The following is a 23,264-nucleotide window of genomic DNA, read 5'->3' as shown; positions in this document are numbered from 1 at the left end:
GTGGACGCGGCCCGGACCGAGAGGTCACCGCGGCGAGACCCGCAGCACCCGGTCGTCGGTGCCGTTGTCGGTGGTGACCAGTAGGTCGCCGTTGCGGGCGGAGGTGACCGAGCGCAGGCGGCCGAACCGCGCCAGGGCCTGCGGCCGGGTCACCGACACGAGGGCACCGGCGTCGTCGAAGCGCAGGAAGATCATCTCGGAGTCCTTGAGCACCGCCACGGCGAGCGCGCCCTCGAGGCTGCCCCACTGGGAGCCCCGCACCCACGCGGCTCCCGCCGGGGCGATGGTCGGGTCGCCGGACGACCAGGCAGCCTCCTGCTGCGTGCCCGGGAGCGACTGGTCGGTCATCGGGACGGCCTCGTTGTAGCCCGGGACCGGGTTCCAGCCGTAGTCGCCGCCGGGCACGAGCCGGTTGACCTCGTCGTCGCGATAGCTGCCGTGCTCCACCGACCACAGCGTGCCGTCCGCGCGCTGGGCGAGGCCCTGGACGTTGCGGTGGCCGTACGTCCACACGAACCGGCGCGCGGTGGACGCCGTCGCGTACGGGTTGTCCGCCATCGGCGCGCCCGTCGTCCGGTGGACCCGCAGGACCTTGCCGCCGAGCGAGTCGAGGTCGCGCGGGTTGGTGCCTACAGCCGCATCGCCGGTGCCGATGATGAGGGCGTCGCTGTCCCGGTCCAGCAGCAGCCGGCAGCCGCCGTGGCGTCCCGACGTCGACGGGAGGCCGGTCAGGATGGTTCGGCGCTTCGACAGCGAACGCCACTTCCGGTCGACGCGCCAGCGGGTGACCTGCACGTGGTTGCCTCCGGCGCTCGAGCCGTGGCAGGCCCACAGCGTGCGGGACCCGGCGTCGACGGCCAGCGACATCAGACCGGTCTCGCCGGAGACCCAGACCACCTTGGACAGGTTGGCGAGGGTGCGCCGCTTGCCGTTGCGGACGACGCTGAGGCGGGCGCGGTCGCGCTCGGAGACGACCAACCGCCCGCCGGGTCCCTCCTGCACGTCCCACGGGTTGGCGAGCCCGCGGACGACGGTGCGCACCTGCAACGTCGGAGCGGCGGCGCGGGGCGTGTCCACGGTGACGGTGGCGCTCGGGGCGTGGGCGCCGGCCGGTGCGGCGAGCGCGAGGGCGGTGGCGAGGACGAGGGACGTACGCACGAGACGGGTCACGCGTCGACGCTAACGCTGGCTCGCGGTCGGCGGAACCCGTCAGTCCAGCGGCAGTGCGCGGGCGACCTGGATGCCGGTGCGGGTGGTGGCGTAGCCCAGGCGGGTGTTGAGCGAGCGCATCGCGGCGTTGCCGTCCTGGGTCCACGTGTAGATCTCGGCGACGCCGTGCCCGGCCGCCCAGGCGATGGCGCGCTGCTTGAGGTGGACCGCCAGGCCGCGCTCGCGCCAGTCGCCACGTACGGCGGTGAGGGAGTTCTCGGCGCGGGTCGGGTCGTCGGCGTCGAGGCCGAGCCCCGCGCAGCCGACGACCTCGCCGTCGTGGAGCGCCAGGAACATCGGGTCGCCGAGCCAGTCGCGCGTCCACCGCTCGAGGCTGACGTCCAGCGGCGTGTCGACGGAGAAGCCGGCCAGCGCTTCGCGGCCGAAGCCCTCGAAGCAGCCCTCCCACAGCCCCGGGTGGTCCTGCGCGGTGACCACCTCGACCCCCGCGGGTGCCGGCGTGACGTCGGGCGCCGCGTCGACGACGTACGTCTGCTCGACCTCGCGGTTGACCTCCTCGAACCCGAACCGCTCGGCGAACAGGCGCGACGGCTCGTCGTCGACGCTGGCCCTCACCACCGGCAGCCCGAGCGAGGCGACGTGGTCGGCGAGCCGGTGCAGCAGCGCGGTGCCGACGCCGCGGCGCCGGTGCTCGGCCAGCACGCGCGGGATCACGCCACCCGCGTTCGCACTGTCGGCGCGCTGCGCCAGGCCGTGGCCGAGGACAGTGTCGCCCTCGCGGGCGAGCAGCAGAAGCCGGTCGGGCGTGTCCCCGGCGCGGAGCTCGGCGAGGGACTGCGTGCGCTCGTACGGGATGACCGCGATCCGCACCCGGCGCCAGTCCTCGTAGTCGGCATCGGTGGCGCAGGTCGTGATCTCCATGTCGGCACCCTGACGCCGTCCCGCCCCGGTAGTCCAGTGAGTTTCGGCTGTCGACGCGGGCTCTGGGCAGCCATTCGTCACTGGACTACGCCGGCAGCGAGCGGGACTTCCCTAGAGTGAGCGCGTGGACTTCTACTCCGCCTATGCCCAGGGCTTCGCGCGCGTCGCAGCGTGCACCGTGCCCGTGCACCTGGCCGATCCCGCCGCCAACGCCGCCGAGGTCATCGAGCAGGCCAGGGCCTGCCACGAGGACGGCGTCGCAGTGGCGGTCTTCCCCGAGCTCGGCCTGACCGGTTACTCGGTCGACGACCTCTTCCTCCAGGACGCGCTGCTGGAGGGGGTGCTCGCGGCGATCCAGCAGGTCGTCGAGGCGAGTGCCGACCTGATGTCGGTGCTGGTCATCGGCGCGCCGCTGGCGTGGCGCTCGCGCGTCTACAACTGCGCGGTCATCATCTGCCGCGGCGAGGTGCTCGGCGTCGCGCCCAAGTCCTACCTGCCCAACTACCGCGAGTTCTACGAGCGCCGCTGGTTCGCCCCGGGCGACGACATGTCCGGCGAGTGGATCGAGCTCGGGGGCGAGACGGTGCCGTTCGGCCCGGACCTGGTGTTCACGGCTCACGACGTCCCCGGCCTCTCCCTCCACGTCGAGGTGTGCGAGGACATGTGGGTGCCGGTGCCGCCGAGCGCGCGGGCCGCGCTCGCGGGCGCCACGGTGCTGGCCAACATCAGCGGCAGCCCCATCACGGTGGGCCGCGCCGAGGACCGTCGGCTGCTCGTCCGCAGCGCCAGCGCGCGGTGCGCAGCGGCGTACGTCTATGCGGCCGCAGGCCAGGGCGAGTCGACGACCGACCTGAGCTGGGACGGCCAGACGATGGTCTACGAGCTCGGCGACCTCCTCGGCGAGAGCGAGCGGTTCCCCGACGGGCCGCGCCGTACGGTCGTCGATGTCGACCTCGACCGGCTGCGCCAGGAGCGGTTGCGGCAGGGCAGCTTCGACGACAACAGGCGTACGCACGACACCGCCGACGACTTCCGCGAGATCGAGTTCGCCCTCGCGCCGCCGACGGGCGACATCGGGCTGCGGCGCAAGGTCGACCGCTTCCCGTTCGTGCCCGACGACCCGGCTCGGCTCGAGCTCGACTGCTACGAGGCCTACAACATCCAGGTCTCGGGCCTCGAGCAGCGCCTTGCCGCGATCGGCACGCCGAAGGCCGTCATCGGCGTCAGCGGCGGCCTCGACTCGACGCACGCGCTGATCGTGGCGTGCAAGGCGATGGACCGCCTGGGCCGGCCCCGCAGCGACGTGCTCGCCTTCACGATGCCCGGCTTCGCGACCGGCTCGACCACCAAGGCGTACGCCACCCGGCTGTCCGAGGCGCTCGGCGTCACCTTCGAGGAGCTCGACATCCGGCCGGCCGCCGAGCAGATGCTCAAGGACATGGGCCACCCGTACGCCGACGGTGAGAAGGTCTACGACGTCACGTTCGAGAACGTGCAGGCCGGGCTGCGCTACGACTACCTCTTCCGGCTGGCCAACCAGCGCGGCGGCATCGTCGTCGGCACCGGTGATCTGTCCGAGCTCGCGCTCGGGTGGTGCACGTACGGCGTCGGCGACCAGATGTCGCACTACACGGTCAACGCCGGTGTGCCGAAGACGCTCGTGCAGCACCTCATCCGCTGGGTGATCAGCCACGGCGAGCTCGAGGAGGCCAACGAGGTCCTCGGCGAGATCCTGACGCAGGAGATCACCCCCGAGCTGATCCCGACCGAGGACGGCAAGAAGCCGCAGGCGACCCAGGACACCGTCGGCCCCTACAACCTGCAGGACTTCACCCTCGCCCTCGTCGTGCGCCACGGCTTCCGGCCGCGCAAGATCGCCTTCCTGGCCTGGCACGCGTGGAAGGACGTCGAGGCAGGGGAGTGGCCGCCGGGGTTCCCCGCCGACGCGCGGGTGGCGTACACGCTTGCCGACATCCGCACCTGGCTCGAGGTCTTCGTGAAGCGGTTCTTCGCCAACCAGTTCAAGCGTTCGGCGCTGCCCAACGGCCCGAAGGTCAGCTCCAGCGGCACGATGAGCCCCCGCGGCGACTGGCGGATGCCCAGTGACGCCAAGGGCACGACCTGGCTGGCCGAGATCGAGCGGGACGTCCCCACCTTCTGAGCTCCTGTGGGCGGGGCCGTCTCGATCGAGCGGTGGTCCACCCACATTCCGAGCGCTCGGAGTGTGGGTGGATCACCGCCTCCGCGCGCGTCGGCGTACGCCGCGCCGTTGGCGGTGGCTGAGCCACCTTTCGCGCGTCCGAAAGGTGGGTGGACCACCGCCCAGGACGGAGCCAGCCGACGCCTTAGCGCGCCTTTAGCCCGCGTACGCCCCGACAAGACCGCCGGCTGGCGCATCGTGAGCTGGGAGAAGGGGCCCGACGACGACGTCGACGCGGTCTTCAGCGACGGGCGCAACTCGGTCGACCTCGAGGTCTTCTGCAACCGGGGCCGGCCGACGCTGGCCGAGCTCGAGCGCAACACCCTCGGCGACGACTAGACACTCCCACCTCGGTGCAACCCATGTATGAGGGGCCGCGTCCTGTCACTGACACCCCACCTATGGAAGCCAGTGACATGACCATCCGCACCACCACCGCCGTCCTCGGCGCCGCAGTCCTCACCGCCCTGATCGCCCCGGTCGCCAAAGCCGCCCCGGCCGCACCCGCCGAGGCCCAGCCGCGCACCGCGTTCACCTTCACCGTCGAGGACTGCGAGGGCTGCGAGATCCAGCTGACGAGCGCCCTGGGCACGTACGCCGAGGCCGACGCCGGCGAGGTGGACATCTGGAACTCCCGCACCCGCACGGTTCGCAACGGGTCCGTCACCTTCGACATCCTCACGAAGCACACCTGGGGGATGTCGGTCGCGATCAAGGCACCGTGGGAGGGCCACACCGGCTACCGCACGACGCTCGCCTGGCGCTACAACGGCGAGCTGCAGGGCGATGAGGTCACTCTCGCGGAGGCCGTGACCAAGAAGAAGGCGTCCGCCTGCTTCGAGGGCGTACGCAGCCGCGAGGTCACCATGCCGATCGTTGTCGAGAAGGTCCGCGTCAGGGGCGTGCACAAGGAGGTCGCCGGCAGCATCGCGTTCGTGCCGAGCACGCAGAGCTGGCTCCACCCGATGCGCGAGGTGTGGGACGGCGTCCTCGGCTCGCAGGACGTCAACATCTGCCACTGAGCGAGCGGTGGCGGAGGAGGCCTCCTGCTTGCCCCTAGGCTGCTGCCATGGGCAAGCAAGAGGACTTCGTACTCCGCGCGCTCGAGGAGCGTGACGTCCGGTTCGTCCGGCTGTGGTTCACCGACGTGCTCGGCTTCCTCAAGAGCGTGAGCGTGGCGCCGGCGGAGCTGGAGAACGCCTTCGACGAGGGCATCGGCTTCGACGGCTCGGCGATCGAGGGCTTCGCCCGCGTCTACGAGTCCGACATGCTCGCCCACCCCGACGCGTCGACGTTCCAGATCTTGCCGTGGCGCACCGGCGAGGACGGTGGACCGGCGACGGCCCGGATGTTCTGCGACATCGTGATGCCCGACGGCAGTCCGTCGTACGCCGACCCGCGGCACGTCCTCAAGCGCACGCTGAGCAAGGCGGCCGACAAGGGCTTCACGTTCTACACGCACCCCGAGATCGAGTTCTACCTCTTCAAGAACGCCCCCGAGAAGGGCGACGAGCCGGTGCCGGTCGACCGCAGCGGCTTCTTCGACCACACCGCGCAGTCGCGCGGCGCCGACTTCCGCCGCGAGGCGATCACGATGCTCGAGGCGATGGGCATCTCGGTGGAGTTCAGCCACCACGAGGGCGGCCCCGGCCAGCAGGAGATCGACCTGCGCTACGCCGACGCGCTCACCACCGCCGACAACATCATGACCTTCCGCACGGTGATCCGAGAGGTCGCGCTGGGCCAGGGCATCTGGGCCTCTTTCATGCCCAAGCCCTTCACCACGCACCCCGGCTCGGGCATGCACACGCACGTCTCGCTCTTCGAGGGCGACCGCAACGCGTTCTTCGAGGCCGGCTCGCAGTACCAGCTCTCCAAGACCGGGCGGCAGTTCATCGCCGGCATCCTGCGCCACGCCAGCGAGATCAGCGTCGTCACCAACCAGTGGGTCAACTCCTACAAGCGGCTCCTCGGCGGCGGCGAGGCCCCCTCGTCGATCTGCTGGGGCCACAACAACCGCTCCGCGATGATCCGCGTGCCGATGTACAAGCCCAACAAGGGCCAGTCGACCCGCATCGAGCTGCGCACCATTGACCCGGCGTGCAACCCCTACCTGGCCTTCGCCGTCACGCTCGCTGCCGGCATGAAGGGCATCGAGGAGGGCTACGAGCTGCCGCGCGAGGCCGAGGACGACGTCTGGAGCCTCACCGAGCGCGAGCGCAAGGCGCTCGGCATCGCCCCGCTCCCCAAGAGCCTCCACGACGCGATCGGCATCGCCGAGGACTCCGAGCTGCTGGCCGAGACGCTCGGTGAGCACGTCTTCGACTTCTTCCTGCGCAACAAGCGCGCGGAGTGGGAGGAGTACCGCACCCAGGTCTCCGCCTACGAGCGCGACCGGATGCTCCCGGTCCTCTGATCACGCCGGGACTCGCTCGATGAGGTGGCTGCGCGACTGGCTCTCGTGGGCTGCCGCCTGGACGCTCGTCGTCCAGGCGCCGATGTGGGTCTGGATCGGCCTCGACGTGCTCGAGGAGCGGCGCGAGCCCACGCTCGACGCCACTCCGGTCGCGTCGTGGATCGACCCGGTGGCGTTCGGCCCCGCGGTCGTCGTGCCCCTGGCCGCGCTGCTCGCGCTGGTGCCGTACACGCGCCGGTTCGGCCTTGCGCTCGGCGGCGCCGGACTGCTCCTGGCGGCGTACGCCTGGTCCGGGCTCAGCGGCGCTGGCGTGGGGGATTGGTACGTCGCACTCTCGGCCGCAGCAGGCATCGCGGGGCTCGTCTCCGCAGCCGTCGGTCCCGGGTCATGGGCTCCCCTCGACGAGGGCCGGTCGACCCGCGTGGCCGGCGCGCTCGCCGGTCTCGCCCTTGCCGCAACCGGGGCCTTCCTGGCCTGGACGTGCTGGCAGGGCGGCGCCTACTGGCGGTGGAGCGGTCAGCAGCGGTGGACCTACGGTTCCGGCGTCGTCGCCGGTGGCCTCGTGGTGGTCGCCGGCCTGACGGGTGCCTGGTGGCCGCGGGTGGGCGGGCGCGGGGTCCGCGTCGCGGTGGTCCTCCTCGTCGGCACGCTGGCGGTGCTCCTGTTGTTCGCCGGCTACACCTACGTGAGCGAGGGCGGCGGCGTCGTCCACCGCTGGAACGAGATCGAGAACCCGTGGAGCTTCGCGACGCCTTGCCTGCTGGCGGGCACGGGTCTCCTCGCCGGAGCCGTGGCGGCGGTGCGGCGCCGCGGTGACCTGCTCGCGCTGTCGGTGGGCGCCGGCGTGGCGATGGGGCTGTTCGGCCTCTGGTTCGAGTCCACGTGGGGCAGTGTGATGGCGTGAGCCCGCGCATCCTCGTCGTCGAGCACCAGGAGTCGTGCCCGCCGCACCTCGTGGGCCGCTGGCTGGAGGAGGCCGGCTGCACGCTCGAGGTGTGTCGCCCGTACGCCGGTGACGCGCTGCCCGCCCTGACGTCGTACGACGGGGTGCTGGTGATGGGCGGCGACATGGGGGCGTACGACGACGACCGCGCGCCGTGGCTGGCGCCGCTCAAGGCGTCGATCCGCGACGCGCGTGACATCCCGATGCTCGGCATCTGCCTGGGCCACCAGGTGATCGCGGCCGCGCTCGGCGGTGAGGTGGCGAAGAACCCGCGCGGGCAGACCGTCGGCCTGCAGCCGGTCGGCTGGAGCGAGGACGCCGCGGCCGACCCGTGGGTGGGCGGCCGCACCGCCGACGAGATCGCGATCCACTGGAACAACGACGTCGTGGTGACGATGCCGCCCGGTGGCGTGGTGCTGGCGCGGACCCCCGGCGGCGAGGTGCAGGTTGCGCGGTTCGGCGAGCGGGCGTGGGGCATCCAGGCGCACCCCGAGGTTGACACCGACGTCGTCACCGGCTGGGCCGCCGACGACCGCGACGACCTTGTCGCGCTCGGCCTCGACGAGGCCGTCGTGCTCGCTGACATCAAGGAGGCGGAGCCGGCGCTCGAGGCGCACTGGAAGCCGCTGCTCGCGCGCTTCGCCGCGATCGCGGGGGAGGAGCGGTGAGCACGTCGGGGGACTTCATCCGCATCGGCTTCGTCGACGGACCGGCGGCCGTGCAGGGGATCGACCGCCTCGGCGAGGCCCGCAAGCCGCTCACCGACAAGCTCGCCGCGAGTGCCGACCCCGACGCCGCGCTCGAGGGCCTGCTGCGACTGTCCGACGCGCTCGACGAGGCCCAGGGCGGCGCCGGTGCCGCGATGCTCCGGGAGGTCGCCGACGACGAGGGCACCGCCATGCGGCTCTGCACGGTGCTCGGCGCCAGCACCGCGCTGACCCACCACCTCGTCCGGCACCCCGACCACTGGCGCGAGCTCACCGACCCCACGCTGGGCACCACCCGCGCCGCGGCGTACGCCGTCCGCGAGGCGATGCTGACTGCGGTCGGCGCCGACCCCGGCGTCGCCATGCCGGTGGCCGGGCTGCCCGATGCCGAGGCGGTCGACGCGCTGCGCGTGGAGTACCGCCGGATCCTGCTGCGCCTCGCCGCCCGCGACCTGGCCCACCACGTGGGCGTCGACGACGCCGCTGCCGAGATCTCCGACCTCGCGGCGGCCACGCTCGAGGCGGCGCTCGCCATCGCCCGCGCCAGGGTGGGCGAGGCGGCCACGTCGGCCCGGCTCGCGGTGGTCGCAATGGGCAAGTGCGGCGGCCACGAGCTCAACTACGTCTCCGACGTCGACGTGATCTTCGTCCACGAGGCAGTGGACGGTGCCGACGAAGGCACCGCCCTGCGGGCCGCGACCCAGCTGGCCTCGCACCTGATCAGGATCTGCTCCGACCACACCCGCGAGGGAACGATCTGGCCGGTCGACGCCAACCTCCGCCCCGAGGGCAGCCAGGGCCCGCTCACCCGGACACTGGCCAGCCACCGCGGCTACTACGAGAAGTGGGCCAAGACCTGGGAGTTCCAGGCCCTGCTCAAGGCCCGGCCGGTGGCCGGCGACCTCGCCCTCGGCCGCGCGTACCTCGAAATCATCGAGCCGCTCGTGTGGAGCGCTGCGGGTCGCGACGGCTTCGTCGGCGACGTCCAGGCGATGCGCCGACGCGTCGTCGAGCACATCCCGGCCCAGGAGGCCGAGCGGCAGATCAAGCTCGGGTCGGGCGGCCTGCGCGACGTCGAGTTCGCCGTCCAGCTCCTCCAGCTCGTGCACGGCCGCGCCGACGCGTCACTGCGGGAAGGCGCCACGTTGAGCGCGCTCGCAAAGCTGACCGACGGCGGCTACGTCGGCCGCGAGGACGGCGAGAAGCTCCACGAGGCGTACGCCTTCCTCCGTACGCTCGAGCACCGGATCCAGCTGCACCAGCTCCGGCGTACGCACGTCCTGCCCGACGATGACGCGTCGCTGCGGCGGCTCGGCCGCTCGCTCGGCTTCTTCTCCGAGCCGGCCGTCCAGCTGGACAAGCTGTGGCGCTACCACCGCCGCGAGGTGCGCCGGCTGCACGAGAAGATCTTCTACCGCCCGCTCCTCGGTGCCGTCGCCAAGCTCCCCGGCACCGAGGCCCGCCTCTCGCTCGAGGCCGCGGAGGCCCGCATGTCGGCCCTGGGCTTCGCCGACCCGAAAGCCGCGCTGCGCCACCTCGAGAAGCTGACGAGCGGGGTCTCGCGCACCTCCGACATCCAGCGGACGCTGCTGCCGGTGCTGCTGGAGTGGTTCGCCGACTCGCCCGATCCCGACGCCGGGCTGTTCGGCTTCCGGCGGATCAGCGAGAGCCTGGGGCGGACGCCGTGGTACCTCACGATGCTGCGCGACGAGGGCGAGGTCGCCCAGCGGCTGGCCCACATCCTCGGCACCTCGCGCTACGCCACCGACCTGCTCGAGCGCGAGCCGCAGGGCGTGAAGATGCTGGGGGAGTCGTTGCTGCCGCTCAGCGCCGAGGCCGCGCTCGCGGAGATGCAGGCGCTGACCGAGCGGGCCGAGACGGCCGAGGCCGCCGCGGTGGCGGTGCGGGCCGTACGCCGCCGCGAGCTGCTGCGGATCGCGTGCGGCGAGCTCGTGGCCGGGACCGACGTGGCGCTCGTCGGGCAGGGGCTGAGCCGGCTGACCGACGCGACCCTGCAGGCGACGCTCTACATCGCGATGGAGTCGGTGCGGCGCCAGCGCTCGCTCGAGTCGCCGCCCTCGAAGATCGCGGTCATTGCGATGGGTCGCTACGGCGGCTTCGAGCTGTCGTACGGCTCCGACGCCGACGTGATGTTCGTGCACGAGCAGCTCGAGGGCGTCGAGGCGCAGGTCGCCTCGTCGTACGCGACCGCCGTGGTCGCCGAGGTGCGGCGGCTGCTGTCGCTGCCGGCCAGCGACCCGCCGCTCGAGGTGGACGCCGACCTGCGCCCGGAGGGCAAGAACGGCCCGATGGTGCGGACCGTCGAGTCCTACTCCGCCTACTATGCCAAGTGGTCGCACGTGTGGGAGTTCCAGGCCCTGCTGCGCGCCGACGCGGTCGCCGGCGACGAGGCCCTGCGGGCGCGGTTCACCGAGCTGATCGACCCGCTGCGGTTCCCGGTCGAGGGGATCACCCAGGACGACGTCATCGAGGTACGCCGGATCAAGGCGCGCGTCGACCACGAGCGGCTGCCGCGCGGCGCGGACCGGCAGACCCACCTCAAGCTCGGCCGCGGGGGACTGGCCGACGTGGAGTGGACGGTGCAGCTGCTGCAGATGCGGCACGCCGGTGCCGTGGCCGCCCTGCGGACCCCCCAGACCCTGCCTGCTCTGTCCGCTGCTGCGGAGGCGTCGCTGATCTCGCCAGACGATGCCGAGATGCTCGCCGAGGCCTGGCGGTTGGTCAGCCGGGTGCGCAACGCCGTCACGCTCGTACGCGGCAAGCCGGCCGACCAGCTGCCGCGCGACGCGCGCGAGCGGGCTGCCGTGGCCAGCGTGCTCGGCTACCCACAGGGCTCGTCGGACCAGATGGTCAACGACTACCTCCGCACCACCCGCCGGGCCCACGCCGTGGTCGAGCGGGTCTTCTGGGAGTGAATCCCCTTGCTTCATCTCGTCTGAGATAAGGTATGATCTTCATATGGACGAGGTGAAGGCCAAGGCTTCAGTCACCGTCATCGGTGACCTGGTGGGCTCCCGTCGCACTGGCGACCGGGCCGCCGTCCACGCGCGCTTCGAGAAGGCGATCGACGCCATCAACGCCTCGTTCACGCTTCCGGTACTGCTGCGGATCGGGCTGGGCGACGAGTTCCAGGGGATCTTCGCCAGCCTCGGTGACGCCATCGCCGCGACGCTTCGTCTGCGGATGGCGCTGCTGCCCGACGTCGACGTCCGCCAGGGGATCGGCTGGGGACGGGTGCAGGTGCTGTCCGAGGAGCCGCGCGTGGAGGACGGCCCTGGCTGGTGGGCAGCGCGCGCCGCGATCGAGATGGCCAAGGAGTACGAGCGCAAGGCGCCGCTGCGCGCGGTGCGGACGGCGTACGTCGCGGCCGAGGGGGAGGCCGGGCCCCCGCCGTCGCTGGTCAATGCGGCCCTGATGTCACGTGATCAGGTCGTGTCCGGCTTGTCGGAGCGGTCGATGTCGGTGCTGGATGGTCTGATGAGGGGACGACGGCAGCAGGACATCGCCGACGAGCTGGGCATCAGCCCGTCCGCGGTCTCCCAGCGGGTCCGCGCGGAGGGCATCGGCGTGGTGCTGGCGGCCGACGAGCTGCTGCGAGACCTGTGACAGGAGGGCGTGAGCGATGAGCTGGCTCGGGATCCTCTTGATCGGCTTCGCCGTCACCGACCTGGCGCACGCCGTGCGCAGGGTGCGGTTCTTCCCCGAGTGCGTGGGTGCGCTGGTCGCGCTGTCGGTCGGGCTGCTGGCCGGGCTCACGTCCGGTCGCGACGTGCTGGCGCTCTTCGTCATAGCCGCTGTGGTGCTGGCATGGGGGTCATCGGTGACCTGGGGCTTCGGTCACGCGGGGCCGGCGTGGGTCCCGCTGACGGTGTTCGTGGTCGCGCTGTCGGCTGCGGTGGCGTGCTCCGGGCTGGCGCCGTCTGCCGCTGGCCCGCTGGGGGAGTGGCTCTCGTCGGTGACGCTGCCGGCCCTGGGCTCGGTGTCGCCGGACCGCTTCCTGCTGGTGCTCGGCGCCTTCGGCATCCAGCTCTCCACCGGCAACGTGCTCGTACGTCTGATCCTCAAGTCGAGCGGCACCATCAACCCGGGTGCCGACGGAGCGATGCCGCGTACGCCTCTCAAGGGCGGTCGCCTGCTGGGCCCGCTCGAGCGCGTCTTCATCCTCGCGCTCGCGCTGGGTGGTCAGGTGACGGCCGCTTCAGTCGTGGTCGCAGCCAAGGGCCTGCTCCGGTTCCCCGAGCTCTCGTCCCGACGCGACCAGGAGCGGATCCACCAGCTCACGGAGTATTTCCTGCTGGGGTCATTCGTGTCATGGCTCGTGGCGCTTGGGTCGTACGTGCTGCTGCTTTCGTGAGGTGCGTGCGGGCGCTACTCCTGGTGGCCCGAACCGCCCAGATCGACGCGCGTTCACCGCTACCAATGGATTCTCGAACGCGAGCAGTGGTTGGCTCACACCTTCCGCGCGGTTGGGTCGTCTCCCCCCGAAGTACTGACCACGTTTGGTCGCGGTGGCGTCGAAGTCAGAGCTCGGCGCGGGGCGGCCATAGCGGCGTGGGAGGTCTCGGAGGTCCTTGGCGTGACTCGCGAGCTGGTCGACCAGCGACCAACCCATTCTCGCGACCCGGGCACCACTACCTGACCCTGAGGACCCGCGACGCCGTCGTGCCGAGCAGCGCGGCGCCGAGTGCGCCGGCCAGGTTCCCCACGGTGGCGGGCACCACGGAGGGCCGGTCGTAGCAGCCGACGACCCGGCCGAGGACGTCATCGAGCGACTCGCGGAAGCAGTCGAGGAAGCGCGCGCCGCCGCCACCCAGGACTACCCGGTCCGGGCCGAGCAGGGTGAGCAGGTCGACCAGGCCGGTCCCAACTGCCTCGCCGTACGCCGCGAACAGGTCCGTCGCGGCCGGGTCGCCCGCGCGGGCGACTCCTGCTGCGGCGTCCAGGTCGAGGCCCAGGCGCGCCGCACCCGCCTCGAGCGCCGAGCGCGAGGCGCTCTGCTCCCAGCAGGACGACCGTCCGCAGTAGCAAGGTGCGCCGCCCGGGACACCGAGGTGTCCGGCCTCCGGGTGAGTGCCGGCGGCGGTCCGCAGGGGGACGCCGTCACTGAGCATCGCGACGCCCACCCCGGTGCCCAGCGTGACCATCAGCAGCGAGCGCGCGCCCCGGCCCGCGCCCAGTCGGGCCTCTGCGTGCGCCGCGGTCACGGCATCGTTGTCGATCACCACCGGAGCGGCGAACCGGTCCCGTAGCGCTCCGACCAGGTCGGCCCCGGTGTAGGCCGGGAGCGTGTCGGGGTTGCGGATCACCCCGTCCCTGTCGATCGGGCCGGAGGCGCCGATCCCGATGGCGGCGACAGGGCCGGAGGCGACCTCGGCCAACGCGTCGCCCAGGTCGACGACGGCGGCGCGGGGATCGGTGGCCGTGGCGACCGATCGGTCGGCGAGCACCGTGCCGGACGCGTCGGCGAGGACGATCCGGGTCCCGGTGCCGCCCAGGTCGACACCGAGGAACCGGTCGGACGCGATGCTCACAGGGCGGTCGTCACCTTGCTGCCGTAGAGAAAGGCGCCGGGGACGACGTCGTTGGCGCGCGCCAGGCTGACCGCGACAAGCTGAGCCACCACGGCACCGGTCGCGAGAGCGCTCAGCCCCGAGGACGTCGGGATCGCCAGAGTGTGGACGCCGGGCATGGGCTCGCCGCCGACCGCGTAGACGGTGGCGCCGGACGCGACCAGGTCGCGCGCGAGCGCGGGCAGGGTCTGGTCCCCGTCGGGAGCCCCGCCCGGGTAGAGGAACGCGGTCAGCCCAATGCCGGCCAGCTCGTAGGGACCGTGCCGGAACTCACCACCGACGTAGCCCTCCATCGGGACCTTCGAGCTCTCCTTGGTGATCAGGCCGGCGTACAACGCGGTGGCAGCCGAGTCGCCCTTGCCGATGGCGGCGACACGGACGCCGTCGAGGTTCAGCACCTGCTCGCCGAGGCCGCTCACGTCGGTCCGCTCGATCACCTCCTCGACGTCAGAGATGGTCGCCTCGAGGACGGCGTCGGTCGAGGTGCGGCCGAGGAAGGCATCGGTGATCCGGCTCTGGGCGACCAGGCTGTTCAGGTAGCTCTTGGTGCTGACCGTTGCCTCGGAGCCGCTGCGCAGCGGCACGAACACGTCGGCCCGCTGGGCCAAGGGGCTCGAGGTGTCCTCCGCGACGCCGATGGTCGCACCGACCCCCGGCCCTCGCCCGATCCGGTCGAGGAGCTCGACGACCTCGCCGCTGGCACCCGACTGGGAGGTCGCGACGAGCAGCGTGTCGGGGGTCAGCAGACCCGGGTTCTCGAGGAGGTCGCCGGTGTCGACGGCCCAGGCTGCGCGGCCGGCCCCGACGAGGGCGCGCCACGTGGGGAGGGCGACGTAGTGCGAGCTGCCCATACCGGTGAGGACCACGCGGTCCCAGGAGCGGCCTAGGAGGGCACGGGCGTCGTGGTCGAGCGGGTGTCCGACGAGGTCCTCCAGGGCCACGGGCTGGGCGTGGATGTCGCGCTCGAACGGGGTCAGGTCGGTGCTCATGTGGTTCCTTCGCGAAGGGTGTGGCTAGGACTGGGCGACGACGGCCGGGGTGACACCCGCGAGGGCGGCGGCGATCCGGGCGCCGATCATGGCGGTGGGGAGGTTGACGTTGCCCCGGGTGATCGCAGGCATGATTGATGCGTCCGCGACGTGCAGACCGCGGACCCCGTGCACCTCGCCGCGGTGGTCGACGACCGCAGTCGGGTCGCTCGCCGGGCCCATCTTGCAGGTGCCGGCGGGGTGGCAGTAGCTCGCGATCGCGTCGAGCGGGTCGACACCACGGCTCACGGGCTCGCCCAATTCGGCGGCGAGCACCGGCTGCTCGGTCATCCTCCGCAGCAGGCCGAGTGCCTCGTCGAGGACGGCGAGGTCGTGGCCCTCGGGATCGGTGCCGTAGGCGTGGTCGATGAGGGGGCGGCTGACGTCGCGGTCGGGGCTCAGGCGCACGGTCCCCTCAGACCGGGCGCGCATGGCGCCGCCGTAGAGGGTGACGGGCGGGAGGTCCGGGTGTCCGCTGTTGGCGCCCGCGACCATGAAGACGTGGACGTCGTAGGGCCCGTCGTCGCAGCGCGTGGACCGCAGCCGGCCTAGGCTCTGCTCGTCGGGTCCCCAGTCCATGGCGGCGAGTTGGGCGGGCAGCGCGGGTGTGCCGGTGAAGTCGAGTGCGACGCAGGCGTGGTCGAGCAGGTGCCGGCCCACCCCGGGTAGGTCGACGCGGACCGGGATGCCCAGGGCGGCGAGCTCGTCGGCGGGGCCGATGCCCGAGGCCAGGAGCAGGGCCGGTGAGTGGTAGGCGCCGGCGGCGACGACGACGCGGCTTGCCGAGACGGTCGTGGACGTGCCTTCGCGCACCACCCGGACGCCCTCCACGACGCCGTCGGCGACCAGGATCTCCTCGATCGGGGCGCCACCGACGATCGTGAGGTTGTCGAGGTCACGCACCTGGTCGAGGAAGGCGAACGAGGCGTTCCACCGCACGCCGTCGACGATGTTGATCGGCATCGGGCCGATCCCCTCACCCGCCTCGATGTCGTCGAGGTCGTCGGCGAAGGGGAGCCCGACGGCCAGCCCGGCGTCGACGAAGGCCCGCTGGGGAGGCGTGAGCTCAGCGGAGCGGTAGCGGCGCACGCGGAAGCGGTCGCGCACCCACTCGAGCAGCGGCAGCACCTCGGTCGCGGTCCAGCCCGCGTTGCCCTGAGCGGCCCACTCGTCGTAGTCGTGCCGTGCGCTCACCGAGGCGGTGCACCCGTTGTGGGCGGAGCACCCGCCGACGATGCGGGCCCGGGGAGTGTCGACGGTGCGACCCGGGCTCCCCCCTGCGGGGTCGAGCCGGACGTCGTGGGAGGTCGGGATGGCGAGCGCGTCGAGCATGTCGGCCGGCCAGCGCCCGGAGTTGCGAGGCCCGTAGTCCGGACCCGCCTCGAGGAGCAGCACCTGCTCGTCGGAGTGGCGGGCCAGGGTGGCCGCGAACGCTGCACCACCGGTGCCGGCGCCGACCACGACGGTGTCGGCGTACGACGGCAGCCCGGCGCTCATGCGACCACCAGTTCGGTGCCGGTCGCAGCGAGCTCGCGACGGTGCTCGTCGGCGAGTCCGGCGTCGGTGACCAGCCGGTCGACCCTCGAGATCGGGCACACCCGCACGAAGGCCTCAGCGCCGAACTTCCTGGCGTCCGCCACGAGCACCGTGCGCCGTGACGCGTCGAGCGCGGCGCGCTTCACGGCGGCGTCGTCGGTGTTCCACTCGGTGACCCCGGCATCCACCGAGAGCCCCGACGCGGTCATCAGGTAGACGTCGAAGCGGAAGCTGGACACCATCGCCAGCGCCTCGGGTCCGACCACGCTGAACTCGCCCGGGCGAATGGTGCCGCCGGGCACCATCACCCGCATCGAGGAGTCGGCGGCCAGCACCTGGGCGACCCGGACGTTGAGCGCGCAGACGGTCAGGTTGCGACCTAGCAACGCCTCGGCGATCGCCAGCCCGGTCGTGCCGCCGTCGAGCAGCACGGTCTGGCCGTCGATGACCTGCGCGGCAGCGGCCGCAGCGATCTGCTGCTTCGCCCCGGCGTTCGTCCGCTCGCGCAGGACGAACGGCGGCTCGAAGCTGCCTGAGGCCGAGGCGGCGGCTCCGCCGCGGGTACGGACGAGAAGCCCCTCAGACGCGAGCACGGTGAGGTCGCGGCGGATGGTCATGTCGGAGACCTCGAACCGCTCACCGAGCTCGGCGATCGACAGTGTGCCCTTCTGTCCCAGCAGCTGCAGGATCTCCTGGTGCCTGGATTCGGCGCTCATGTCGTCCACCTCTCGCATCCGGGTGCTCTGTGGGCTCGGTGGGCCCATGTGCATGGTGCCTGACGCGTTCACGGTAGGTCCGGAAGCTGGCCGGCGCGGGTCATCCAGCCGGTCCGGCCGGGACGCAGGTTGCGGCCGTAGAGGACCGCCACGCCGAGTAGCAGGTAGACCAGGGCGATGAGGGGCGCCAACCGGACCGGCATGTCGGGGAGCGGCTGCAGGCTGTTGTAGGCAATGAGCGCGAGCGCGACCGTTGAGATGACCGGTGCCACGACGTACTTCGCGACGGAGAACTCCTCGGGGTGCCTGGCGCGGATGAAGCGGAAGGCAGCGATGTTCATCAACACGAAGATGGGGATGTAGACGAAGGTGCCCGTGGTCCCGAACAGGTTGAAGAGGTTGAACGGGCCGAGCGGGATCCCTACCGCCAGCAGCATCACCAGGGCAACCGCGCTCTGGGCGAACACCGCGACGACCGGCGTGCCGCTGCCTGGCTGCACCCTGGCCAGGACGTCGGGAAGTGCACCCGTGCGAGCCATTCCGTACAAGGTGCGGGTCGCGCTGGTCGTGCACGCGATGCAGACCCCGAGTCCCGAGTTCACCAGGGCGATGAGGACGATCAGCGACGCGTCGTCGCCCCACAGCCGGTCGGCCAGCACGAAGGCCGGGGCCGTGGGGCTCTCGGCCATGGCCTGCAGGTCGTCGGTGCCCCATCCGATTTGGAGTCCCCAGGCCGTCACACAGTAGAAGAGCCCGATCAGGACCAGCGAGCCGACGATGGCGAACGGTACGAGACGCTTGGGGTCGCGCGACTCCTCACCGACCGCGGCCGCGCTCTCGAAGCCGGTGAACGCGAAGATCGACAGCACGATGGCCAGGAAGAACCCGGACCCGTCGGTGATGCTGCCCGGGTTGAAGCCCGAGGCGTTGATTCCGCCCGGGCCGGGGTTGAGCACGCCGCTCAGCGCCAGTCCCAGGCCGACCGCCATCTCGAAGCACGTCATCACGACCAGGAACTTGATGGAGATCGAGATGCCTCGGTGGGCCGCGGCCAGGCAGATCGCAAGGATCGCCACGGCGTAGACACCCCACGGGAGGTCGAAGCCAAACTGTGCCTCCAGCTCCTGCGACATGATCGCGCCGGTAAACGCGGCCAGCGCGGCGGGCACGATCGTCACCATCACGGCGTAGAGCCAGCCGGTGATGAAGCCGGCCCGCGGCCCGATCCCGGCCGAGACGAACGTGTAGAAGCCGCCGGCCGACGGCAGGTGCCGGGCCAGCCCGACCATCGGCACTGCGAGCATCAAGCAGACCGCGAACGCTGCGAGGTAGGTCAGCGGTGCCGCCCTGCCGGCTTGGCCCGTCGTGAAGGCGATCGTGTAGAAGACGCCCAGGGTGGGGGAGATCTGGGCGATGGACTGCATCAGGACGCCGACCGGCCCCACGGTGCCGGTCCTCAGTTGGGTTTGCTGCGTCGCTGTGCCCGGCATGGCCGGTGCAGGATGCTGAACGGTCACCTGGATCTCCTCGGGATATCTGTGATGTTCACTTCAATGTGCGAATAAACATGACATTTGATCGATATCGGCGTCAAGAGGCCGCAGCAAATTCATCCACCGTCGATGTCACATGACGACCACCCGACCTTCGGCGTCCAACGGCTACGCGCCCTCTTGCGAGGCGCAATCCTCGACTCAGCCCTCGACGTCCGCATCAGCAGACTGTGCGCTCGTTGGTCGCACGGAGGTGAGACGGCTGCTGGGATGTCGTGCCTCGTCGTTGATGGTGAGCACTTCGTGTCCGCCGCACGAACTGGCGTCAGTCCGACCTAGCCCACTCGCCGTGTGTCGGGGACGTCGGGATCTGCCGAGGTCCGAGCACCCAAGTTCATCGGCGACTACGGTGCGGAGGTGACCCACACCGACCATCAGCCGACCGACCGTCCGTGCGAGGACTGCGGTGGACTGGTCGTCGCCGGGCTTGAACCGTTCCGGTTTTCGACGACCCGGAACTGACTGCTACCGGACCGTCCAAGGTTGCAAGTGAGTGGTGCGCCAACCTGGATTGCCCCTCCAACCACGCCGTGCCAGGTGTGCGGCGGATCGGCGTCAACGAGTACATGTGCAAGGTATGGGGCGAGGACCTTCGCACACCCATGAGCGACGTCTTGGCGCATCGCCGGACGCACTGATCTGCCGCGATGAGTGCGTCCTTCCGCCCCTTGTCGGGACCGATCGACAACCCAGGAGGCACAGATGAGCACGGGTGACGAGCGGCTGGACGCCGTCGAGGGTCGCATCGACGAGGCCAAGGGGGCCGCCGACCGGTTCGAGGACAACGAGCGGCGGGGCCTCGGAGCGGTGACCGCCGAGCCCGCCGTCCTCAGCCGGGCGCAGGCTCGGCGCCGGCGGCGCGGCTGACCTCGGCCAAGCGCTGCTCCAGGAAGGTGCGCTCCGCGGCGTTCGCCGTGAGCTCCATCGCGCGCCGGTACGACTCGGCCGCGCCGGCGGCGTCGCCGAGGCGGCGCAGCAGGTCGGCGCGGGTGGCGGGAAGGTAGGGGTAGTCGGCGAGCCGGGGATCGGTCGCCAGCTCGTCGAGGAGCGGCAGGGCGGCGGCCGGACCGTCGGCAAACGCCACGGCGGCGGCCCGGTTGAGCGCGACCACCGGGGTGTTCCACACCGCCAGCAGCCGGTCGTAGAGGTGCACGACGCGCGGCCAGTCGGTCTGCTCGAGGGACGGCGCCATCGCGTGTACGCCGGCGATCGCCGCCTGCAGGGTGAACCGCCCCGGTGGGCCGGACGCCAGCGCGCCGGCTGTCACCGTGAGCCCCTCCAGGATCGCGCGCTGGTCCCAGCGCGTCCGGTCCTGGTCGCCGAGAAGGAGCAGCCGGCCCTGCTCGGCGGTCCGGGCGGCCCGGCGCGCGTCGGTGAGGAGCAGCAGGCCCAGCAGGCCGCGGGTCTCGGCCTGCTCGGGGAGCAGCGCGGCGAGGGTGCGCGCGAGGTGCAGGGCCCGGTCGCAGAGCTCCTCACGGACGGGCGCGTCCCCCTGCCCGGCCGTATGGCCGGTGCTGAAGAGCAGGTGGACGGCGGTGAGCACGCTGTCCAGGCGCTCGGGCAGCTCCGCCCGGCCCGGAACCCGGTAGGGGATCCGCGCTTCGGAGATCTTCTTCTTGGCCCGGGTGATCCGTGCCGCCATCGTCGGCTCGGACACCAGGAAGGCCCGGGCGACGTCGGGCGTGGGAACGCCGCAGACCAGGCGCAGGGTAAGGGCGACGCGGGCCTCGGGGGCTAGGGTGGGGTGGCAGCAGGTGAACACCAGCCGGAGCCGGTCGTCCGGCACCGCGGCGTAGGGCCAGTCCAGGTCGGCCGGGTCGTGCGGATCGACGGTCGCCGGCTCCACGAGCAGCGGGAGCTTGCGCCGGAGGGTGACCTCGCGACGCAACCGGTCCAGCGCCTTGTTGCGCGCCGCCGTGGTCAGCCACGCGCCGGGCCGCTCCGGGACGCCGCCCCGGGTCCAGGCCTGCAGCGCGCTGACGTACGCCTCCTGCGCGCACTCCTCCGCGAGGTCCAGGTCGCCCGCGACGCGCACCGTGGCGGACAGCACGAAGGCCCACTCGGAGCGGTGGGCCTGCGCCAGCGCGGCAGCGACCGCGTCCGCCCGCATGGCGGACGCGGTCGGCTGGTCGCTAGGAGCGATCAGAACGGGTTCGTCGTCGGGTCCACGACCGGGCGGACCTCGACGCCGCCACCGGGGGCCGGGGCCGGGCACAGCTTGGCGATCTCGACGGCGTGGTCGAGGTCGCGCGCCTCGATGACGTAGATGCCGTTGAGGGCCTCCTTGGTCTCGACGAACGGGCCGTCCGTCACCGTGCCGCCACCCTTGATCGTGGTGGCCGTCGTAGGGGGCGCGAGCGCCTCTCCGCCCGCCAGGGACCCACCGAGCGCGAAGACCTGCTCGACGAACTTGCTGTGGGCGTCGACCACCGCGGGCCACGCCTCGGGCGAGATGTTCTCGTAGAAGGCCGGGTCTTCGTAGATGAGGATCGCGTACTTGGCCATGGAGGTGCCTCCGGAACTGGGTCGCGGGCCGGCCTGTCCGGCTCCGTCATTAGTGACGACGAACATCCTGCCGCCGGATCGACAGCCAGGCATGGATCTACATCAAGATCTTTCCGGCGCCGCCGCCGCCGTGCGTGCCGGAGTCCGCCTTGCGTGCTGAAGTGCACTCCAGCGGCCCCACCTGGTGCCCCGTCTCGACGCGGAGCGTCTGGTGTCCCCGATGTGCTTCACGCGACGAGCATCGCGTGGCCTCCCACAGGTGGAAGAGGTCGTGACCGACTTGCAACGTCCGGATCCGACGCGATCCGAGTGTCACCTGATGCCGCTGACCGGTGATCGCGGGCACCGGTCACACAAGTCAAGGGCGGCCTGCCTTCTCCGCGTGGTGCACTCGTGTCGTGACCACTCCGAAGGACGTTTTGTCTGCGATTTCTCGACTCGACACCAGCGAGTCGAAGCGTCCACTGCTGATATGCATCGACGGCTTAGGAGGTTCAGGTAAGTCGACCATGGCCGTCGCTATCCGCGACGCCCCAGAAGTCTTGGCCGTCGTCGAAGGCGACGATTTCTACGGACCGGCAGAGGACGAGTGGGCAGCCTTCACTGCGCAGCAGGGATACGAGCGATTCTTTGACCACGAGCGCTTGGCTCGTGAGGTGCTCCGACCATTGCGCCGCGGGGAAGACACCCGCTATCAGCGATACGACTGGCAGAACAACGTGCTAGGCGACTGGGTAGAGCTCCCCGCCCAGGGCGTCGTCGCAGTCGAAGGCGTCTACATGCTGCGCCCCCAGTTGCGCGAGTTCTGGGACCTGTCTCTCTTCGTCGACACCCCGTGGCCGATACGGCTGGACCGACAAGTCTCTCGCGGTCAGAACACCGAACAGTCCATCAAACTCTGGACGGACGCAGAGAAGTACTACGAGCGAACGTTCGAGCCAGCAAGCCGAGCGGATTTCGTACTGCCAGGTCACTAACCCAGCGTTGCAGGCGGGGTCCCGTACCGCGCTGCCAGGAGACGTCCGGATCTAATGGCTTGTGCCGGGCATGTTTGGCAGGCTCGGTTCTGGTAGCGGCTGGCGGGTCAGCACTCTTCGGATCTGGCCTGATAGGTCTTTCGGCAGACCGTGCGCCTGCTGGTCGTGAGGAGGCGTGATCGCTGCTGGGATGACGTGCCCCGTGAGGCTTGCGGTGAGCACTTGACCATTAGATCGCCGGTTGTCTCCTCCACGCTGCTGGGGATCTGCGCGGTGCAGACCCGGGGATAGGAGGCAGGAATGCTTTTCGTAGGTGATGACTGGGCCGAAGACCACCACGACATCGAGATAGTGGATGAGGACGGCAAACTGTTGGCCCGTCGACGACTACCCGAAGGCTTGGACGGGGTCGCTCGTCTCCACGGCCTGATCGCAGAGAAGATGCCCGCTGAGTGGGTCGACCTGGACTCCGCGGACGCAGCGGCGATGGTGAAGATTGGCATCGAAACCGACCGGGGATCGTGGGTCGCTGCATTGACCACGGCAGGCTACGAGGTCTTCGCGATCAATCCACTCTCAGTGGCCCGGTATCGCGAGCGGCACTCGACCTCGGGAGCGAAGTCCGATGCTGCTGACGCGCATCTGTTGGCCGAGATCGTCCGGCTGGACCGAGCACACCACCGGCCCGTGGCCGGCGACAGCAACGAGGGCGAGGCGATCAAGCTGACCGCCCGTACCCACCAGTCACTGATCTGGGACCGCACCCGCCACGTGCTGCGGCTGCGATCGACGCTGCGGGAGTACTTTCCTGCGGCCCTGCAGGCGTTTGAAGATCTCGATGCTCCCGACGCCCTCGAGCTGCTGGGCCGCGCGCCGGACCCCGATCAGGCTGCTCGGTTGAGTCTGAGAGTGATCACCGCTGCCGAGCCTGTCAAGGTTTCTGTGTAAGGGGCCGGTCATTTCAGGTGGGGGTTGATCCGGTCGGGGTAGGCCAGCGCGAG

20 protein-coding genes and 1 pseudogene are annotated in these 23,264 nt (G+C 71.1%); 12 read left to right on the top strand and 9 right to left on the bottom strand.

From position 1 onward, the window contains the following. Nucleotides 1–24: 24 nt before the first annotated feature. A complete protein-coding gene (locus tag EUA94_RS21250; RefSeq protein ID WP_129428921.1) occupies nucleotides 25–1,170 on the bottom strand; it encodes a PQQ-dependent sugar dehydrogenase in 1,146 nt (381 codons plus the stop codon). Between the two features lie 39 nt (nucleotides 1,171–1,209). After that, entirely contained in the window at nucleotides 1,210–2,091 is an 882-nt protein-coding gene (locus EUA94_RS21245) for a GNAT family N-acetyltransferase (protein ID WP_129428920.1), read from the bottom strand. 124 nt (nucleotides 2,092–2,215) lie between these two features. On the opposite strand from EUA94_RS21245, the gene EUA94_RS21240 reads away from it, so the two are divergent. The 9 genes from EUA94_RS21240 (at nucleotide 2,216) to EUA94_RS21205 (ending at nucleotide 12,732) form a co-directional block, all read left to right on the top strand. Next, a complete protein-coding gene (locus EUA94_RS21240; RefSeq protein ID WP_129428919.1) occupies nucleotides 2,216–4,252 on the top strand; it encodes an NAD(+) synthase in 2,037 nt (678 codons plus the stop codon). A 237-nt stretch (nucleotides 4,253–4,489) separates the two neighbouring features. Beyond that, nucleotides 4,490–4,630: a hypothetical protein gene (locus EUA94_RS22305; RefSeq protein WP_165357093.1), complete on the top strand. Its 141-nt coding sequence runs from the start codon at nucleotides 4,490–4,492 to the stop codon at nucleotides 4,628–4,630. Between the two features lie 77 nt (nucleotides 4,631–4,707). Further along, a complete protein-coding gene (locus tag EUA94_RS21235) occupies nucleotides 4,708–5,313 on the top strand; it encodes a hypothetical protein (protein ID WP_129428918.1) in 606 nt (201 codons plus the stop codon). Nucleotides 5,314–5,360: 47 nt separating this feature from the next. Beyond that, the gene (glnA, locus tag EUA94_RS21230; RefSeq protein ID WP_129428917.1) at nucleotides 5,361–6,707 is read left to right on the top strand and encodes a type I glutamate--ammonia ligase; all 1,347 of its coding nucleotides are present in this window, start codon (nucleotides 5,361–5,363) and stop codon (nucleotides 6,705–6,707) included. Nucleotides 6,708–6,726: 19 nt separating this feature from the next. After that, nucleotides 6,727–7,611: a hypothetical protein gene (locus tag EUA94_RS21225; protein WP_129428916.1), complete on the top strand. Its 885-nt coding sequence runs from the start codon at nucleotides 6,727–6,729 to the stop codon at nucleotides 7,609–7,611. After that, the gene (locus EUA94_RS21220) at nucleotides 7,608–8,318 is read left to right on the top strand and encodes a type 1 glutamine amidotransferase (RefSeq protein WP_165357092.1); all 711 of its coding nucleotides are present in this window, start codon (nucleotides 7,608–7,610) and stop codon (nucleotides 8,316–8,318) included. The genes EUA94_RS21225 and EUA94_RS21220 overlap by 4 nt, the downstream gene beginning before the upstream one ends. Continuing rightward, the gene (locus EUA94_RS21215; RefSeq protein ID WP_129428914.1) at nucleotides 8,315–11,293 is read left to right on the top strand and encodes a bifunctional [glutamine synthetase] adenylyltransferase/[glutamine synthetase]-adenylyl-L-tyrosine phosphorylase; all 2,979 of its coding nucleotides are present in this window, start codon (nucleotides 8,315–8,317) and stop codon (nucleotides 11,291–11,293) included. Before EUA94_RS21220 ends, EUA94_RS21215 begins: the two co-directional genes overlap by 4 nt. A 43-nt stretch (nucleotides 11,294–11,336) precedes the next feature. Beyond that, complete coding sequence (locus EUA94_RS21210; RefSeq protein WP_129428913.1) at nucleotides 11,337–11,984, top strand: SatD family protein; 648 nt, start codon at nucleotides 11,337–11,339, stop codon at nucleotides 11,982–11,984. A 16-nt stretch (nucleotides 11,985–12,000) separates the two neighbouring features. Further along, nucleotides 12,001–12,732, top strand: a complete 732-nt coding sequence (locus tag EUA94_RS21205; RefSeq protein WP_129428912.1) for a hypothetical protein — start codon at nucleotides 12,001–12,003, stop codon at nucleotides 12,730–12,732. A 277-nt stretch (nucleotides 12,733–13,009) separates the two neighbouring features. Here the strand turns inward: EUA94_RS21205 and EUA94_RS21200 are convergent, their stop codons facing one another. From EUA94_RS21200 to EUA94_RS21180, 5 genes are all read right to left on the bottom strand, one after another. After that, entirely contained in the window at nucleotides 13,010–13,909 is a 900-nt protein-coding gene (locus tag EUA94_RS21200; protein WP_129428911.1) for an ROK family protein, read from the bottom strand. Next, nucleotides 13,906–14,937, bottom strand: a complete 1,032-nt coding sequence (locus EUA94_RS21195) for an SIS domain-containing protein (protein ID WP_129428910.1) — start codon at nucleotides 14,935–14,937, stop codon at nucleotides 13,906–13,908. Before EUA94_RS21195 ends, EUA94_RS21200 begins: the two co-directional genes overlap by 4 nt. 24 nt (nucleotides 14,938–14,961) lie before the next feature. Continuing rightward, nucleotides 14,962–16,473, bottom strand: a complete 1,512-nt coding sequence (locus EUA94_RS21190; RefSeq protein WP_129428909.1) for a GMC family oxidoreductase — start codon at nucleotides 16,471–16,473, stop codon at nucleotides 14,962–14,964. Next, complete coding sequence (locus EUA94_RS21185) at nucleotides 16,470–17,228, bottom strand: DeoR/GlpR family DNA-binding transcription regulator (protein WP_165357091.1); 759 nt, start codon at nucleotides 17,226–17,228, stop codon at nucleotides 16,470–16,472. Before EUA94_RS21185 ends, EUA94_RS21190 begins: the two co-directional genes overlap by 4 nt. 68 nt (nucleotides 17,229–17,296) lie before the next feature. Next, on the bottom strand, nucleotides 17,297–18,673 hold the full coding sequence (locus EUA94_RS21180; RefSeq protein ID WP_165357090.1) for an APC family permease: 1,377 nt from the start codon (nucleotides 18,671–18,673) through the stop codon (nucleotides 17,297–17,299). Nucleotides 18,674–19,483: 810 nt separating this feature from the next. On the opposite strand from EUA94_RS21180, the gene EUA94_RS22300 reads away from it, so the two are divergent. Then, entirely contained in the window at nucleotides 19,484–19,648 is a 165-nt protein-coding gene (locus EUA94_RS22300; RefSeq protein ID WP_165357089.1) for a hypothetical protein, read from the top strand. Here EUA94_RS22300 and EUA94_RS21175 read toward each other — a convergent pair. After that, nucleotides 19,611–20,891 carry an RNA polymerase sigma factor gene (locus EUA94_RS21175; RefSeq protein ID WP_207210698.1) on the bottom strand — a complete coding sequence of 427 codons (1,281 nt, stop codon included), beginning with the start codon at nucleotides 20,889–20,891 and terminating at the stop codon, nucleotides 19,611–19,613. The genes EUA94_RS22300 and EUA94_RS21175 overlap by 38 nt on opposite strands. Before the next feature lie 32 nt (nucleotides 20,892–20,923). Continuing rightward, on the bottom strand, nucleotides 20,924–21,286 hold the full coding sequence (locus EUA94_RS21170; protein ID WP_129428906.1) for a YciI family protein: 363 nt from the start codon (nucleotides 21,284–21,286) through the stop codon (nucleotides 20,924–20,926). Between the two features lie 398 nt (nucleotides 21,287–21,684). On the opposite strand from EUA94_RS21170, the gene EUA94_RS21165 reads away from it, so the two are divergent. Both EUA94_RS21165 and EUA94_RS21160 read left to right on the top strand, forming a co-directional pair. Beyond that, complete coding sequence (locus EUA94_RS21165) at nucleotides 21,685–22,263, top strand: uridine kinase family protein (protein WP_129428905.1); 579 nt, start codon at nucleotides 21,685–21,687, stop codon at nucleotides 22,261–22,263. A 300-nt stretch (nucleotides 22,264–22,563) separates the two neighbouring features. After that, nucleotides 22,564–23,187: pseudogene (locus EUA94_RS21160) on the top strand (IS110 family transposase); the annotation flags it as partial. Nucleotides 23,188–23,264: the final 77 nt, after the last annotated feature.

Origin of the sequence: Nocardioides zhouii, assembly GCF_004137345.1 — a bacterium.
GTDB lineage: Bacteria > Actinomycetota > Actinomycetes > Propionibacteriales > Nocardioidaceae > Nocardioides > Nocardioides zhouii.
The sequence above is the reverse complement of the archived record's forward strand: the minus strand, read 5'-3'. Positions and strand labels throughout refer to the sequence as shown.